General features: G+C 74.2%; 18 protein-coding genes. 12 read left to right on the top strand and 6 right to left on the bottom strand.

The genetic code is table 11. From position 1 onward, the window contains the following. Window positions 1-144 precede the first annotated feature (144 nt). The 9 genes from ACZ6EJ_RS04210 to ACZ6EJ_RS04250 all read left to right on the top strand — a co-directional run bounded on the left by ACZ6EJ_RS04210 (window position 145) and on the right by ACZ6EJ_RS04250 (window position 8,063). Complete coding sequence (locus ACZ6EJ_RS04210) at window positions 145-1,278, top strand: cytochrome P450 (RefSeq protein WP_469264517.1); 1,134 nt, start codon at window positions 145-147, stop codon at window positions 1,276-1,278. Then, window positions 1,275-2,090 carry an enoyl-CoA hydratase/isomerase family protein gene (locus tag ACZ6EJ_RS04215; protein ID WP_469264444.1) on the top strand — a complete coding sequence of 272 codons (816 nt, stop codon included), beginning with the start codon at window positions 1,275-1,277 and terminating at the stop codon, window positions 2,088-2,090. The genes ACZ6EJ_RS04210 and ACZ6EJ_RS04215 overlap by 4 nt, the downstream gene beginning before the upstream one ends. Before the next feature lie 24 nt (window positions 2,091-2,114). Beyond that, a complete protein-coding gene (locus ACZ6EJ_RS04220; RefSeq protein WP_469264446.1) occupies window positions 2,115-3,095 on the top strand; it encodes a TerC family protein in 981 nt (326 codons plus the stop codon). Window positions 3,096-3,176: 81 nt separating this feature from the next. After that, window positions 3,177-3,380, top strand: a complete 204-nt coding sequence (locus ACZ6EJ_RS04225) for a hypothetical protein (RefSeq protein ID WP_469264447.1) — start codon at window positions 3,177-3,179, stop codon at window positions 3,378-3,380. A 99-nt stretch (window positions 3,381-3,479) separates the two neighbouring features. Then, a complete protein-coding gene (locus ACZ6EJ_RS04230) occupies window positions 3,480-4,280 on the top strand; it encodes a VOC family protein (protein WP_469264448.1) in 801 nt (266 codons plus the stop codon). Between the two features lie 140 nt (window positions 4,281-4,420). Continuing rightward, window positions 4,421-4,816 carry a TOBE domain-containing protein gene (locus ACZ6EJ_RS04235; RefSeq protein WP_469264450.1) on the top strand — a complete coding sequence of 132 codons (396 nt, stop codon included), beginning with the start codon at window positions 4,421-4,423 and terminating at the stop codon, window positions 4,814-4,816. A gap of 57 nt (window positions 4,817-4,873) precedes the next feature. Then, the gene (gene modA, locus ACZ6EJ_RS04240; protein WP_469264452.1) at window positions 4,874-5,644 is read left to right on the top strand and encodes a molybdate ABC transporter substrate-binding protein; all 771 of its coding nucleotides are present in this window, start codon (window positions 4,874-4,876) and stop codon (window positions 5,642-5,644) included. Further along, entirely contained in the window at window positions 5,641-7,614 is a 1,974-nt protein-coding gene (locus ACZ6EJ_RS04245; protein ID WP_469264454.1) for an ABC transporter permease, read from the top strand. The genes modA and ACZ6EJ_RS04245 overlap by 4 nt, the downstream gene beginning before the upstream one ends. Window positions 7,615-7,697: 83 nt before the next feature. After that, on the top strand, window positions 7,698-8,063 hold the full coding sequence (locus tag ACZ6EJ_RS04250) for a PH domain-containing protein (RefSeq protein WP_469264455.1): 366 nt from the start codon (window positions 7,698-7,700) through the stop codon (window positions 8,061-8,063). Window positions 8,064-8,088: 25 nt separating this feature from the next. On the opposite strand, the gene ACZ6EJ_RS04255 is transcribed toward ACZ6EJ_RS04250, so the two are convergent. Next, a complete protein-coding gene (locus ACZ6EJ_RS04255) occupies window positions 8,089-8,859 on the bottom strand; it encodes a peptidoglycan recognition protein family protein (protein WP_469264457.1) in 771 nt (256 codons plus the stop codon). A 142-nt stretch (window positions 8,860-9,001) separates the two neighbouring features. Between ACZ6EJ_RS04255 and ACZ6EJ_RS04260 the strand changes: the two genes are divergently transcribed. Beyond that, entirely contained in the window at window positions 9,002-10,081 is a 1,080-nt protein-coding gene (locus tag ACZ6EJ_RS04260; RefSeq protein WP_469264459.1) for an acyltransferase family protein, read from the top strand. Between the two features lie 71 nt (window positions 10,082-10,152). Here ACZ6EJ_RS04260 and ACZ6EJ_RS04265 read toward each other — a convergent pair whose 3' ends face one another. From ACZ6EJ_RS04265 to ACZ6EJ_RS04285, 5 genes are all read right to left on the bottom strand, one after another. Then, window positions 10,153-10,356, bottom strand: a complete 204-nt coding sequence (locus ACZ6EJ_RS04265) for a hypothetical protein (protein ID WP_469264460.1) — start codon at window positions 10,354-10,356, stop codon at window positions 10,153-10,155. A gap of 94 nt (window positions 10,357-10,450) precedes the next feature. After that, window positions 10,451-10,807 carry an SCO5918 family protein gene (locus ACZ6EJ_RS04270; protein WP_469264461.1) on the bottom strand — a complete coding sequence of 119 codons (357 nt, stop codon included), beginning with the start codon at window positions 10,805-10,807 and terminating at the stop codon, window positions 10,451-10,453. A gap of 95 nt (window positions 10,808-10,902) precedes the next feature. Further along, window positions 10,903-12,471 (bottom strand): DEAD/DEAH box helicase, encoded by a 1,569-nt coding sequence (locus ACZ6EJ_RS04275; protein ID WP_469264463.1) that lies wholly within the window; start codon window positions 12,469-12,471, stop codon window positions 10,903-10,905. A gap of 248 nt (window positions 12,472-12,719) precedes the next feature. Beyond that, window positions 12,720-12,923 carry a cold-shock protein gene (locus ACZ6EJ_RS04280; protein ID WP_015609674.1) on the bottom strand — a complete coding sequence of 68 codons (204 nt, stop codon included), beginning with the start codon at window positions 12,921-12,923 and terminating at the stop codon, window positions 12,720-12,722. Window positions 12,924-13,278: 355 nt separating this feature from the next. After that, window positions 13,279-13,626, bottom strand: coding sequence for a MerR family transcriptional regulator (locus ACZ6EJ_RS04285; RefSeq protein ID WP_469264465.1), 348 nt, complete (start codon window positions 13,624-13,626; stop codon window positions 13,279-13,281). Window positions 13,627-14,020: 394 nt separating this feature from the next. On the opposite strand from ACZ6EJ_RS04285, the gene ACZ6EJ_RS04290 reads away from it, so the two are divergent. Both ACZ6EJ_RS04290 and ACZ6EJ_RS04295 read left to right on the top strand, forming a co-directional pair. Further along, window positions 14,021-14,617, top strand: coding sequence for a hypothetical protein (locus tag ACZ6EJ_RS04290; RefSeq protein ID WP_469264466.1), 597 nt, complete (start codon window positions 14,021-14,023; stop codon window positions 14,615-14,617). A 10-nt stretch (window positions 14,618-14,627) separates the two neighbouring features. Continuing rightward, window positions 14,628-15,215 (top strand): toxin, encoded by a 588-nt coding sequence (locus tag ACZ6EJ_RS04295; protein ID WP_469264467.1) that lies wholly within the window; start codon window positions 14,628-14,630, stop codon window positions 15,213-15,215. Window positions 15,216-15,246: the final 31 nt, after the last annotated feature.

The following is a 15,246-nucleotide window of genomic DNA, read 5'->3' on the forward strand; positions in this document are numbered from 1 at the left end:
CAGGACAAGGAACTCTGCGTGAGCGTCACAGGCGGTACCGCCAGGACCCCCGACGGTCGGCGGGCGGTGGTCGCACTCCTTCGTAGACTCACCTCTCCGGAGGGCCAGGCCGACCCCTACGGGATACTCGCGGAGCTGCGGGCGATGGGTGACGTCGTCCGCGCTCCGTGGGGCGGCCACTTCGTCACCGGCTTCGACGCCTGCAGCCAGGTCCTGCGCGGCCGCACCTGGCTGGCCCCCGACTTCGCCTGGCAGGAGCGGCAGGACGACACCGAGCGGTGGGAGGCCGTCGCCACGCGGGAGATGACCGCCACGCTCTCCCGGCTGAACGCCCCCGAGCACACCTGCCAGCGGCGCAGCCTGGGCAACCTCTTCGACCGCTCCGCCATCGAACGCCTCGCCCCCGCCGTCGAGCGCGACGCCGACCGGCTGCTGGACGAGCTGGCGCAGAAGCTCCGCTGGGGCGAGGCCGACTTCGCCTCCACCGTCGCCGAGCAACTGCCGGTCACCACCGTCGGCTCCTGGCTGGGCATCGATCCCGCCGACTTCCCGCACATCCTGGAGATGACGCACAACCAGGTGTACGCGCAGGAGTTGCTGCCCACCAAGTCGCAGCTCGCCGTCTCCGCCGAGGCGACCGCGCAGTTGCGCGCCTACTTCACCTCCCTGGTCGCGCGGCGCCGGGCGGAGCCCCGCGAGGACGTGCTGACGGGGTGGATCCACACCTGGGACGCGATGGAGCCGGACCGCGAGCGGGCGGACGAGATCCTCTACCGGCTCACGATGTTCGTCACGATCGCCTCGCTGGAGACCACCGCGACGCTGCTCTCGTCGATGACCGCCCTGCTGCTGGCCGAGCCCGGCCGCTGGGGCTGGCTGCGGGAGCACCCCGAGCACGTCGACGCGGCCGTGGACGAGGTGCTGCGCTACGACCCGCCCATCCACATCAACACCCGGATCGCCGCCGAGGACACCGTCCTGGCCGGCGTCCCGATCGCGAAGGACAGCATGGTCCACGTCCTCTACGGCGCCGCCAACCACGACCCGCGGCGCAACCCGGACCCGGAGGCGTTCGACGTCCTGCGCAAGGGCGGCGGCCACCTCACGTTCGGCGGCGGGGTGCACTACTGCCTGGGCGCGGCGCTGGCCCGGCTGGAGGCCCGCACGCTCCTGACGCGAATGCTGGAACGTTTTCCCACCCTGCGCACCGCCTCCCCCGCCGTGTACGCCTCCCGGATGGTCTTCCGGCGGATCACCTCGCTGGGGGTGGCGGCGTGAAGCTCTCGCTGCCCGAGTTCCTGACCTCGTACGAGCGGCCCTCCACGGTGCGCACCCGGCGCGAGGGCCCCGTCCTGTACGTGGAGCTGCACGCGCCGGAGACCGGCAACGCGGTGAGCGAGGCGATGCTCGACGACCTGCTGGACATCGTCGCCGTGCCCGACCCCGGAGTGCGGGTGATGGTGCTCAGCGGCGCGGGGGCCGACTTCTGCCTGGGCGGGGACCGCGCCGAGTTCGCCGACTGGCTGGAGGAGGACCCCACCGGCCAGGGCATCCGCGTCGCCGGCGAGAAGGCCCGCCGGGTCTGCGAGGCGATCTCCGGCGGCCGGGCCGTCACCATCGCCCGCGTCCACGGCAAGGCCATCGGCGCGGGGATGGCGCTCGCGCTCGCCTGCGATCTGCGGGTCGGCGCGGAGAGCGCGGTCTTCCGGCTGCCGGAGCTGGCGCTCGGGCTGCCGACCGCCTGGGGCGGGCTGCTGCCCCGGCTGATCAACGAGGTCGGCGCGGCCCGCGTGCGCGAACTGGTCCTCACCGGCCGCCCCTTCGACGCCGCCGAGGCGCACCGGCTCTCGGTCCTCCAGAAGGTGGTGCCCGAGGCGGAGCTGGACGACGCGGTCGCCGCCTGGGCGAAGCCGGTGGTCCGCCGCCCCGAGGCGGCGCTGCGGGTGACCAAGGCCCTGTTCACCTCGTACGCCGCCGCCGCCCGGCTCGCCGACCCGTCGTTCCTCGACGCGGAGCTGATGGCCTCGGTCGCGGCCGCCACCCGGCACGCTCCGGCGCGCGGGACCGAACGGGGAGGGACACACTCGTAGACAACCGAGTGGGAGGTGCGCGGCGTGGACGTACCGGTGTGGCTGTGGCTCGTCTTCGCCGCGACCGTGGTCGTCTCCCTCACGGTGGACCTCCTGGCGCACCGCGGCGCGCACGTCATCGGCTTCAAGGAGGCCGGGCTGTGGAGCGCCCTGTGGGTGGGGCTCGCGCTGGCCTTCGGCGGGCTCGTCCTCCTGGTGCTCGGGACGGACGCCGCGACGGAGTACACCACCGCCTGGCTGCTGGAGAAGAGCCTCTCGGTCGACAACCTCTTCGTCTTCGCGCTGATCTTCGCCTACTTCCAGGTGCCGCGCGCCTATCAGCACCGGGTGCTCTTCCTCGGGGTGATCGGCGCGCTGGTGTTCCGCGCGGTCTTCCTGACGCTCGGCGTCGCGGTGGTCGACCGCTTCACCGCCGTGCTGTTCCTCTTCGCCGCGGTGCTCTTCTACAGCAGTTACAAGATCCTCAGCGGCCAGGAGGAGAGCTTCGATCCGGGCAGGAGCTTCGCCGTGCGGCTGCTGCGGAAGGTGGTGCCGGTCCAGGACCACTACTCCGGCACGCGCTTCACCGTCCGGGAGGGAGGCCGGCGGGTCGCCACCCCGCTGCTCGCGGTGGTCGCCGCGATCGAGGCGGCCGACCTGGTCTTCGCCGTCGACAGCGTCCCCGCCGTGCTCGCGGTCAGCGACCACCTCTTCATCGTCTACACCAGCAACGCGTTCGCGATCCTGGGGCTGCGGGCCCTGTTCTTCCTGCTGGCGGGGTTGCTGGACCGGTTCCACTACCTGAGCCACGGGCTGGCGGTCATCCTCGCCTTCATCGCGGTCAAACTGATCCTCCAGGCCACCCACAAGATGGTCAGCTCCTCCGTCCCGGAGATCCCCTCGCCGGTGAGCCTCGCCGTCATCGTCGTCATCCTCGCGGTGTCCGTGGTCCTGAGCCTCCGCCGCCGCCCGCCGGAGGACGCGGACGGCCCGGACCCCTCCGGCGGCGCCGGCGCCCGCGCGTAGGCGCGCGAGGGGCCGTTCGTGCGCACGGCGGAGCCCCGGCGAGCGGTGTCCCGCACGGGCCGCCGGACCTATCGTGGGTGCATGGACAGCAAAGGAAGCGACGACCGACGCGGGCGGACCGCCTTCATGTGTCCGACCTGCAAGCACCCCGTCCCCTCCGAGGTGCGGCGCCACAAGTCCCTCGGGGTCTTCGTCCCCGTCTGGCGTCCGGGCCCCTGCGAGAACCCCGACTGCGCGGACCACGCCGCCCCGGAGCCCCGGTCCCGGCACCGCTCCCGCCCGTGAGCCCCGCTCCCGCCGCCCGGCGCGCGGAGGCGGCGGGGGCTGGCTAGCGTGGTCGTACGGGAGGGACCGAGGCAGCGACCCCAGGGAAGGACCGGGCCCATGGCTGGGAAACCGCAGGGCGTTCCGTGCTGGGCGGACGCCATGTTCGACGACGTCGAGGGCGTGGAGGACTTCTACGGCGAGGTGCTCGGCTGGACGTTCGACACGAGCGCGTCGGAGTTCGGCGACTACGTCCAGGCGTACGCGGACGGCAGGGCGGCGGCCGCCGTCGTCCCGCCGGTGCCGGGCGCGGAGGGCCGGCCCTCGTGGTGCCTCTACCTCGCCTCGCCGGACGCCGCCGCCACGGCCGCCGCGATCCGGGAGAACGGCGGCGAGGTGCTGATGGAGCCGATGCGGGTCGGCGACTTCGGCACGATGGTGCTGGCCCGCGACCCCGGCGGCGCGGTGTTCGGGGTCTGGCAGGCCGGCGAGCACGAGGGGTTCGCGACCGACCTGGGCACCCCCGGCGGGTACTGCTGGGCCGAGGTGTACACGCGCACTCCGGAGAAGGCCGACGCGTTCTACCCGGCGGTCTTCTCCTACGCCGTGCGCCGGTTCGACGACGCCTCGATGGACTACGCCATGTTCGACGTCCAGGGCGAGACGGTCCTGGGCCGGATGACGATGGGCGAGGAGTTCCCCGCCGAGGAACCGGCCTTCGTGAACGTGTACTTCGCCGTGCCGGACTGCGACGCGGCGGTGGCGCGGGCGACCGGGCGCGGCGGGACGCTGCGCTTCGGTCCGGTGGGCAGCCCCTTCGGCCGGTTCGCCGCGCTCGTCGACCCGCAGGGAGCGGCGTTCTCGGTGATCGACGTGACGACCACCGAGGGCGAGGTCCCCGCCATCAGCCCGGCGGCCTGATCCCCGCCCGACCGGCGTCCACGGGCCGAGGCCGGGGGCCCCGGCGCGACCCGCGCCGCCGCGCGGAGAGGCACGCGTCTGCGATGCGTATCCGCCCGAAGGCTGGCACCTGCCAGGCCGACTGCTCTAGCGTGGCGCACATGCAGACCTACACCATCGGCCAGGCCGCCCGGCTGCTCGGGGTCAGCCCCGACACCGCCCGCCGCTGGGCGGACGCCGGCCGGGTCGCGACCCGGCGCGACGAGGCGGGCCGGCGCGTGATCGAGGGCCGGGCGCTGGCGGCCTTCGCGATCGAGGTGGGCCAGGGCGCGGGCGGCGAGGACGAGGCCCCCGCCACCTCGGTCCGCAACGCCTTCCCCGGCATCGTCACGGCGGTGAAGCTCGGCGACGTCGCGGCCCAGGTCGAGGTCCAGGCCGGTCCGCACCGGCTCGTCTCCCTCCTGACCAGGGAGGCCGTGGAGGAGCTGGGGCTGGAGGTCGGCGTACGGGCGACGGCCCGCGTGAAGTCGACCAGCGTGCACATCGACCGCGCCTGAGCCCGGACCTCCCCCACCGCCCGCCCGACCGCGCCCGCGCCCGAGGAGCCCCGCCCCGTGCCTGCCCCGACCCGCCGCCGCCCGGCCGCCGCCGCGCTGGCCGCCGCACTCCTCGTCCCCCTCACCGCCTGCGGCGGCGGAGCGCCCGGACCGGGCGCTCCCACGACACGTCTGACGGTGCTGGCCGCCTCCTCCCTCACCGACGTCTTCGCGGAGGCGGGCGCCGCGTACGAGAAGGCGCACCCCGGCACCGCGATCACGTTCTCCTTCGCCGGCTCCCAGGAGCTGGCCGCCCAGGTGCACCAGGGCTCCCCCGCCGACGCGCTGGTCACCGCCGACACCGCGACCATGGACGCCCTCGCCGCCGACACCGGGAAGCCGGCGGTGATCGCCCGCAACCGGCTGGTCATCGCCGTGGGCGAGGGCAACCCGGAACACGTCGGGCGCCTGCGCGACCTCGCGGACCCCGGACTGAAGGTCGTCCTCGCCGCCGTGGAGGCGCCGGTCGGACGCTACGCGCGGCGGGTGCTCGACGCGCAGCGGATCGCGGTGGCCCCGGTCTCCCACGAACCCAACGCCCGCGCCGTCCTCGCCAAGGTCGCGCTCGGCGAGGCGGACGCGGGGATCGTCTACCGCACCGACGCCGAGGCCGCGGCCCGCAAGGTCGACGCGGTCGGGATCCCGGACGCCGAGAACGCCGTCGCCTCCTACCCGGCGGCCACCCTGAAGACCTCCCGGAACGGCGCGGCGGCCGCCGCGTTCGTCGCCTGGCTCACCACGCCCCCCGCGCAGGAGATCCTGCGGGCCGCGGGCTTCCAGCAGCCGTGACCGCCCGCCGCGCGGGGGGCCCGCGCCCGAAAGGCCGCCGCGCCCCGCGCACCCGCGCCCCGCTGCTGCTCACCGCGCCCGCCCTGCTGGCCGTGGCGTTCCTGCTGCTGCCCCTCGTCGGCATCCTGGCCCGCACCTCCTGGGGCGAGCTGGGCGCGCACCTCACCGACGCGGCCACCGTCCGGGCCCTGCGGCTCTCGCTGACGGTCTCCCTGTGGGCGCTCGGGCTCTCCCTCCTGCTCGGGGTGCCGCTGGCCTGGCTGCTGGCCCGGACCTCCTTCCCCGGCAAGGCGTTCGTCCGCTCGCTGGTCCTGCTGCCGATGGTCCTGCCGCCCACGGTCGGCGGCGTCGCCCTGCTGCTGGCCTTCGGGCGGCGCGGGCTGCTCGGCCCCTGGCTGGAGGACTCCCTCGGCGTCACGCTCCCCTTCCACACCTCGGGGGCCGTGCTCGCGGCGACCTTCGTCGCCATGCCGTTCCTGGTCATCTCGCTGGAGGGCGCGCTCGCCGGCCTGCGCCCCCGGTACGAGGAGACGGCGGCGTCCCTCGGCGCCGCGCCGGTCCGGGTGTTCCTCACCGTCACGCTGCCGATGGTCGCCCCCGGCCTGATCGCCGGGGCCGCCCTCACCTGGGCCCGCGCGCTCGGGGAGTTCGGGGCCACCATCACCTTCGCCGGGAACCTCCCCGGCGCGACGCAGACCCTGCCGCTCCAGGTGTACCTGCTGCTCCAGGACTCCCCGGAGGCCGCCACCTCCGTGTCGCTGCTGCTGCTGGTGATCGCGATGGCCGTGCTGACCGCCCTGCGCGGCCGTTGGACCGGCGCCCCGCACGACCGGTCCCCCGCGCACCGGCCCGCGCCCGACGCCGAGGGCGGCGAGGGCGGCGAGGGGCGCGGCGGCGCGCACCCGGAGCCGCCGGCCGCCCCCGCGCCGTCGGAGCCCTGGCCGCTCCACGCGGAGGTCACCGGCTTCACCCGGCTCACGCTGGACGCCCCGGCGGGCGCCACCCTCGCGGTCGTCGGCCCCAACGGCGCGGGCAAGACGACCCTCCTGCGGGCCCTCCTCGGCCTCACCCCCCGCGCGCACGCCGCCCTGCGCCTCGGCGGCGTCGACGCCACCGCGCTGCCCCCGCACCGCCGGGGCGTCGCCTGGGTCCCCCAGGACGGGGCGCTCTTCCCGCACCTGAGCGCCCTGGCGAACACGGCGTACGGGCTCCGCGCCCGCGGCGTGCCCCGCGCGGAGGCCCGCCGCGAGGCGCAGGGCTGGCTGGACCGGCTCGGGGTCGGCCACCTCGCCCACCGCAGGCCCGCCCAGCTCTCCGGGGGCCAGGCCGGGCGGGTCGCCCTCGCCCGCGCGCTGGCGGCCCGCCCCCGCCTCCTGCTGCTGGACGAACCGCTCGCCGCCCTCGACCAGACCACCCGCGCCCGCGTGCGCCACACCCTGCGCGGGCACCTCGCGGACTTCGGCGGGGTCTGCCTGATCGTCACCCACGACCCGGTCGAGGCGGTCTCGCTGGCCGACCGGGTCCTGGTGCTGGAGGACGGCCGGGTCCTCCAGGACGAGCCGCCCGCCGAGGTCGCCCGCCGCCCGCGCTCCCCGTGGGTCGCCCGGATGCTGGGCCGCAACGCCTGGCCCGGCACCGCCACGGCGGACGGGCTCGCCCCGGAGGGCGGCGGGCGCCTCGTCGTCGCCGACCCCCTCCCGGCGGGCACGGAGGCCCTCGCCGTCATCGCGCCGGAAGCCGTCTCCGTCCACCGCGAGCGGCCCACCGGCAGCCCGCGCAACGTCTGGCCCGGCACGGTCCGCGAGATCACCTCGGGCGGCAGCCGGCTCCGCCTGCTGATCACCTCCGACCGGGCTCCCGACCTCGTCGCGGAGATCACCCCGCAGGCCGCCGCCGAGCTGGGCATCGCCGAGGGGACGGCCGTCTGGACCAGCGTCAAGGCGACCGAGGCGACCGTCGTCCCCCTCTGAGACCCGGCGGCCGGGCAGCGATCGGGAACCATCGCCCCGCCCGGCGCGTAGTTGACTACGACGGAACGAGAGACGAGGCGCCCATGGCACTGTTCGGCAACGCGCACACGATCAACCCGGCCACGGCCCAGCAGGACTACGCCCGGCTCCTGGGGCAGGGCGAGCAGATCCACGCCGCCTTCCTGCTGATCCGCGACACCATCCTGTTCACCGACCGTCGGCTGATCCTCGTCGACAAGCAGGGCATCACCGGCAAGAAGGTGGAGTACCACTCCGTGCCGTACCGCAGCATCACGCACTTCGCGGTGGAGACGGCCGGGACGTTCGACCTCGACGCCGAGCTGAAGATCTGGATCTCGGGCAGCCCCACGCCGCTCCAGAAGACGTTCACCAAGGGCGTCGACATCTACGAGGTGCAGGCGATACTCACCCAGTTCGTCGCCCGCTGACGGCAGCCGGGGGCCCGGCCGGCGCTCAGAACGTCGGGCGCAGCCGGGCCGCCGCCGAGTGTCCGGGGACCGAGGCGCGCAGCTTCGCCGTGCGCTCCCGCAGCTCGGGCAGCAGCCCGTAGAGCGCGTCTCCGGGGCAGCGGGTCTCGAAGCTGTCGCGGTGCCCGGAGATGACGTGCAGCCGGGCCACCTGGCCCCGGTCGTAGCGGCTCTCGTCGTTCGTCGAGACCAGGTCCACCGTGCCCATCGGGTCCGCCCCCGGCCGGAGCTTCCAGGCGGCGAGCCGCACCAGCGCCTCCAGCATCGGCGCCGGGACCCGCGCCCCCTCGGCGAAGTTCCCGATGGCCGCGACGCCGACCGTGTCCGCGTTGAACCCCTTCGTGTGGGCCCCCAGCACCGGCCGGGCGACCCCGCCCGCCCTCCCCTCGTAGAGGGTGCCGCAGCGGTCGACGAGGAAGTTGTAGCCGATGTCGTCCCAGCCGTCCTTCTCGACGTGGGCGGCCTGGACGGCGCGGATCAGCGCGGGGGCGTCCGCGCAGTCGTAGTCGTTGGAATTGCCGGTGTGGTGGACGAACACCGCCTTCGCCGCCCCCGTGTAGCGCGGCTCCTCCCGCACCAGCTCCTCCGCCGCCCGCCACGCCCCGCGCCCGACGACGGCCGGCTGCGGGAGCCCGCGGGGCGGCCGGGGCCCGGTGGCCAGCTCGGTCCGCGAGGCGTGGAGCGCCGGGCCGTCCCCGAACACCAGGAGGGCCAGGGGCAGGACCAGGACGCCCAGGACGATACGGCGGGACCACATGGCATCCACCCTGCGCCCGGACCCGCCGGCGCGCAGGGGAGCGCGTCAACCGGGTGACCCCCGCGCGGAGCACGGATCCCCCGCGAAGGTGACGAGGAACACACCCCTCCGACGGAACGCGAACACGCCCTAGGGTGTCAGGATGCCTTCCCCCCTCACCCCGGAGCTGCCGCGCCCCACCGCGGCCGCCTCCCCCCGGAGCGGCACGCCCGACGACGGCCGGGACCACTTCTTCGACAACGCCAAGTACCTGGCGATCGTGCTGGTGGCCATCGGCCACGCCTGGGAGCCGCTGCCCCACGGCCGGCTGGTGGAGGCCGCGTACACCTTCGTCTACACGTTCCACATGCCGGTGTTCATCCTGATCGCGGGCTACTTCTCGCGGACCTTCGAGCTGCGGCCGGACCGGGTGTGGAAGCTGGTCACCAGCCTGCTGGCGCCCTACGTCGTGTTCCAGGTCCTCTACACCGTCTTCCAGCGGACGCTGCGCGACGCCGACTTCGCCCTGGCGCTGCTCTCGCCCTACTGGCTGCTGTGGTTCCTGCCCGCCCTGTTCCTCTGGCGGCTGTCCACCCCGCTGTGGCAGGCGGTCCGCGCTCCGGTGTTGGTCTCCCTCGCCATCGCCGCGCTGGCGACGCTGTCGCCGGCGGCGGACGGCGCGCTCCCCGTCCAGCGGGTGCTGCAGTTCCTGCCGTTCTACGTCCTCGGGCTGCGGCTGGGCCCGCACCACTTCGAGCTGGTCCGCCGCACCTGGGTGCGCGTCGTCTCGGTGCCGGTCCTCGCCCTCGGGACGCTGGTGGCGTACTGGCTGGTCCCCCGGACCTCGACCTCGTGGTTCTTCCGCAAGAACAGCACCCAGGAGTTGGAGACCGCGCAGTGGACGGGCCCGGTGGCGACCGTCCTGCTGTTCGCGGCGGCGCTGGTGCTGGGCGCGTGCTTCCTGTCCTGGGTGCCCAGGGGCCGCACGTGGATGACGGCGCTGGGGAGCTGCACGCTGTACGGGTACCTGCTGCACGGCTTCGTCGTGCGCGGCCTGTCCTACGAGGGCTTCTACGAGCGGCCGTTCCTCGCCACCGCGGCGGGCTCCGTCGCCGTCACCGCGGGTGCGGCCGTCATGGTCACGCTGCTGTGCACGCCGCCCGTACGGCGGCTGCTCCGCCCGCTGCTGGAGCCCCGCATGGCGTGGGCGCGGCAGCGGCCCCCGGCCGTCCCGGCGGCCTGAACCGCAGGACGGCGCGAGGGCCCGTCCGCCCCCTCCCGTCCGGGGGAGGGGGCGCAACGGGCCCTCGGGGTTCAGCCGTCCTGGATCACGGTCCGGCCCAGGAGCGTGACGTGCTCCAGGACGTCCTCCAGCGGATCGTCGATCTGACCCGTCGAGATCAGGGCCACCACCGGCCCGTTGTGGGAGTCCGTGTGCGTCTCGTCGGCGTGCGCGGGGGCGGCGGCCGGCAGGCACGCCGCCACCGCCGCGCCGAACGCGGTCAGCTTCCTCTTCATGGGCGCTGATCCTGGCACGCCCCGGACCGCGCGCGGCCCGGACCGGCGCCGGTCCGGGCCGCCCTCGCGGCGCGGACGGCCGGCCGAGCGGGGCTCAGAGGGTCCCGAGCCCCCGCGCGGCGGCCGGCGCCGGCGCGGGCTCCGAGGCGGGGGTGCCGAGCAGAGCGGAGGCCGTCTCCAGCGGGGAGCGGGGGGCGGCCGCCGGTGCGGCGGCCGTCTCGGCGGTGCGGCAGGTGAAGCCGAGCTTGGACAGCGCGCGCACGACTTCGGAGGAGCTGAAATCGCGGCGGTCCTGGCGGGTGATGACCTCGCCCACCTGCTTGACCGGGTACACCCGGCGGCTGATGACCACCGCGTCACCGGTGACGGGTTCGGGCTTGATGCCCTTCATCGAGTCCTCCACCTCGTTCTTGAACAGATCGAAGGGGAAGCGGGCGATGACACAGCGCATGGTTCCTCAACAGGGTTCGCGTACACGGAGCGGCACGAGGGGTTCGGGGAGCGCCGCACGGGAGCGGCCGGCGGCGGACCGCCGGCCGCGCGGGTTCACGCGGCGCGGTTGGAGCGGCGCTGCGCGGCGGCCGTACGGGCCTCGGGCGTGGGCACGCCCGGACGGCGGCGGGTGGCGGTCGCGCCGCCGCGCTTGGTGCCGCGGCCCATGAACGCGCCGCCGCGGGTGGAGCGCTCCTTGGGCGGGGCGGTGATGACCACCGGGACGCCCGAGGGCGCCTGCGCGCCGGTGATCCGGCTCAGCTCGGCCTCGCCGGAGTGGACCTGGGCGGTCTGCGGGGTGATCCCGGCGTCCGCCATGAGGCGGGTCATCTCGCGGCGCTGGTTGGGCAGCACCAGCGTGACGACGCTGCCGGACTCCCCGGCGCGGGCGGTCCGGCCGCCGCGGTGCAGGTAGTCCTTGTGGTCGCTCGGCGGGTCGACGTTGACCACGAGGTCGAGGTTGTCGACGTGGATGCCGCGCGCCGCGACGTTCGTGGCGACCAGGACGGTGACGTGCCCGCTCTTGAACCGCTCCAGGGTGCGGGTGCGCTGCGGCTGGGACTTCCCGCCGTGCAGCGCCGCCGCCCGGACCCCGCTGTGCAGCAGGTGGTCGGTGAGCTTGTCCACCGCGTGCTTGGTGTCCAGGAACATGATCACCCGGCCGTCGCGGGCCGCGATCTCCGTCGTGGTGGCGTACTTGTCGGCGCCCTGGACGTACAGGACGTGGTGCTCCATCGTCGTGACCGCACCGGCGGACGGGTCGACGGAGTGCACGACCGGGTCGTTCAGGTAGCGCCGCACCAGCAGGTCGACGTTGCGGTCCAGGGTGGCCGAGAACAGCATCCGCTGCCCGTCCGGGCTCACCTGGTCCAGCAACTCGGTGACCTGCGGCATGAAGCCCATGTCGGCCATCTGGTCGGCCTCGTCCAGGACCGTGATGGTGACCCGGTCCAGCTTGCAGTCGCCGCGCTCGATCAGGTCCTTGAGACGGCCCGGCGTGGCGACGACGACTTCCGCGCCGCCGCGCAGCGCGCTGGCCTGCCGCCCGATGGACATGCCGCCCACCACGGTGGCCAGGCGCAGCTTCAGCGACCGGGCGTACGGGGTGAGCGCGTCGGTGACCTGCTGGGCCAGCTCGCGGGTGGGGACGAGGACCAGGGCGAGGGGGCGCTTGGCGTCGGCACGGCGGCCCGAGGTGCGGGCCAGCAGCGCGAGGCCGAAGGCGAGCGTCTTGCCCGAGCCGGTGCGGCCGCGGCCCAGGACGTCCCGGCCGGCCAGCGAGTTGGGCAGGGTGGCCGCCTGGATCGGGAAGGGCACGGTCATGCCCTCGGCGACGAGCGCCGCCTTCAGCGGCGCCGGCATCTCCAGCTCGCCGAAGGTCTCGGCGGCGGGGAGCGCGGGGGTGACGGTGACCGGCAGGGCGAACTCGCCCTTGACGCCGGCGGCGGAGCGGCGGCCGTAGCCCCCGGAGCCGCTGGACCGCTTGGGGCCGCCGCCGAAGCCCGCGGCACGGCGGTCGCCGCCGGAGTGGCGGGGCGCGCCGCCGCTGCGGGCGGCGGAGGGGCCGCCGGAGCGGGTGCGGGCGAATCGGTCGTTCGAGCGGGGTGTGCGTTCGCGGTTCATGCAGAACCTTTCCTCGATGGGGCACGTATCGAGGGATTCTTTTTCGGGAAGCGGCCGTGAACGGCACCCAGAATCGCAAGAACGAGCCGATGAAATGACAGAAGAGAGCGAAACCCGGCCGCCGGGAATCAGTGCACCGGACGCGGCTTCGGCAGGGGGCGCGCGGTGCGGGCCCCGGAAACGACAACGAGCCGGGGCCCGCACCCCAAGGTGCGGGCCCCAGCTACGCGGTACTGCGGCCTGAGTGATCAGGCGGGGGTGATGTTCTCGGCCTGCGGGCCCTTCTGGCCCTGCGTGACGTCGAAGTTCACCTTCTGGCCCTCCTGCAGCTCACGGAAGCCGCTGGCGGCGATGTTGGAGTAGTGGGCGAAGACGTCGGCGCCGCCGCCGTCCTGCTCGATGAAGCCGAAGCCCTTTTCCGCGTTGAACCACTTCACGGTGCCAGTAGCCATGTCATATCTCCTTAGGGGCAGAGCCCGCGGACCCACACTGTGCGGGTCCGACGTCGCCGCGATGATTACCCCGTCCGGAAGTACCGGAAATACATAAGCGCGCCCGCCGACATCTGACCGGCAAGAGCACTTGAAGTTTTTGGGAACCACAACTGCAACTGAGATCAACAGTAGCACGGTGATGCCGGGAGAGCGCGTCGGCAATAACACCGCGCCCGTCGGAACATAAAAGCCTCACCGCGCATTGCGTGAAATACTGTGCTGGCGAATGCAGATATGGCGCGGGGCTCCGCGAAGACCTCCGGGGGCGCCGGGGCGCGGGGCCGCGCGGCGCCCCGGCGGACGGCCGGGGCGCTCAGCGCTCGGCGGGGCCGCCCGAGCGCGCGGGGCGGCCGCGCAGCTCCTCGTTGAGGCGCAGCGCCTCTTCGAGCTGGTCCTCCAGGATGACGATGCGGCAGGCGGCCTCGACGGGCGTTCCGCCGTCGACCAACTCGCGGGCGCGGGCGGCGATGCGCAACTGGTAGCGGGAGTAGCGGCGGTGGCCGCCCTCGGAACGCAGCGGGGTGATCAGCCGGGCCTCGCCGATCGCCCGGAGGAATCCCGGCGTCGCGCCGATCATCTCCGCGGCGCGCCCCATCGTGTAGGCGGGGTAGTCGTCGTCGTCGAGGCGATCGGCGGCGTTCGCGGGGTTCTCCGGGGGCATCTGCACCTCTTCTGTTCCGCGCCGTGCCGCGCGGGACCGCTCAGGGGCCGGTCGCCGTACGGCCGCGGGCCCCTCTGCCGCATACCGCTCTTTCACATGACCGCACGAGAAACCCTAATCGTCCGGTTACGCCATGTCTATCGCGGCCGGAACAGATTCCGGGGGCGGCGGGCGGCGCGGGCGGGGCCGCGCGCGGAACCGCTGACCGACTGGTCAGTTGTCGTGGGGAGGACCACGGGGCCATAATGCGCGTGTAGCCCTTCACGCATCCCCCGTCGTGAAGGGCTACACCCCTGTCCGGAGCCGCTTCCGGACGCGCGTTCGCGCACGGGCAAGGGACTCCCCTCGTGGTCCCCTGCCCGTGTTTTTTCGAGTTAACAGTGACGTAGAGTGTTTGCGCAAGCTCAGTTCCGACTCCGAGGTGACCGTGGAGGCCCGGATGGCCAAGGACGACGGTGGCGAACCCGGTACGGAACCGCGCGAACCGACCGCACCGCCCCGGCCGCCCGGACCCGACGAGCTGCCCCGCTTGGACTCGCTGCGGCAGAAGGTCGAGTACATGGTCGAGAAGACCTTTCCGGGCCGGCGGATCTCGGGCCGGGTCTTCGCCGAACGGGTCAGGGAGCGCGGCGGCTCGCTGTCGCACAGCTACTTCTCCAACATCCTCGCCGGCAAGGTGACCCAGCCCTCCGAGGAGATCCTGAAGGCCCTCGGCCTGGGATTCGGCGTGGACTGGCGCTTCTTCAAGGAGGAGTCCGAGGTCGTCGACGACGTCGTGGCCGGCCTCCAGTTCCTGGCCAAGCGGCGCACCGGGGAGATCAGCGGGGTGGCCGGCCGGGGGCTGGACGAGGACGGGCTCCCGCCGGAGCTGCTGCGGTTCGCGCTGGCCCTGCTGGAGGACGCCGCCAAGGAGAGGGAGAACCCCCTCGGGGAGGGCTCCGGACCGACGGGTTCCGCCGCCGACCGGCGCCGCGCGGGGCCGGAAGCGTAGCGTCTTGGTCATGTCCCTGCGGAAGTTGCGGAAAGAGTGCGAGGCCGGCCTCGCCGACCTGCCCCTGCCGACCCCCTTCTCGCTGTCCGGACTGGTGGCGAACATGGAGGAGGCGCGCGGGCGCACCATCCGGCTGCACGAGATGCCGGACCGCCTGGCCCGCGTCAACGCGGCGTGCGGGCTGCGCCTGAAGGCGGGCGGCACCAGCCTCGTCCTCTACCGCCGCAGGCCGACCGCGTACCAGACGCAGCACGTCGTCCTGCACGAGCTGTGCCACGAGTGGTTCGACCACGGGACGACGCTCGACGCCGAGCGGCTGCGCACCCTCCTCCCGGTCTTCGACACCTCGCTGATCGCCCGCGTCCTCTCCCCCGAGGCCGCCGACGTCCTCGCCTCCGGCGGCGCGACCGTCCAGGCCCGCGCGCAGTACGACACCCACGACGAACGCATGGCCGAATTCGGCGCCTCGCTGATCCCCCGGATGGCGCGCGGCCTCACCACCGACGACATGGTGGGCCGACTCGACGACTCCCTCTCCCGCCCGGTGGCCCACCGGCGGCGCGGCCTCCTCCGGCTCGGGCGGCCCGACGCCCTCTGACACGTGCCACCCGGCCCCCCGCTCGACCCGC

It is taken from the genome of Streptomyces sp. NPDC041970, from assembly GCF_055588985.1.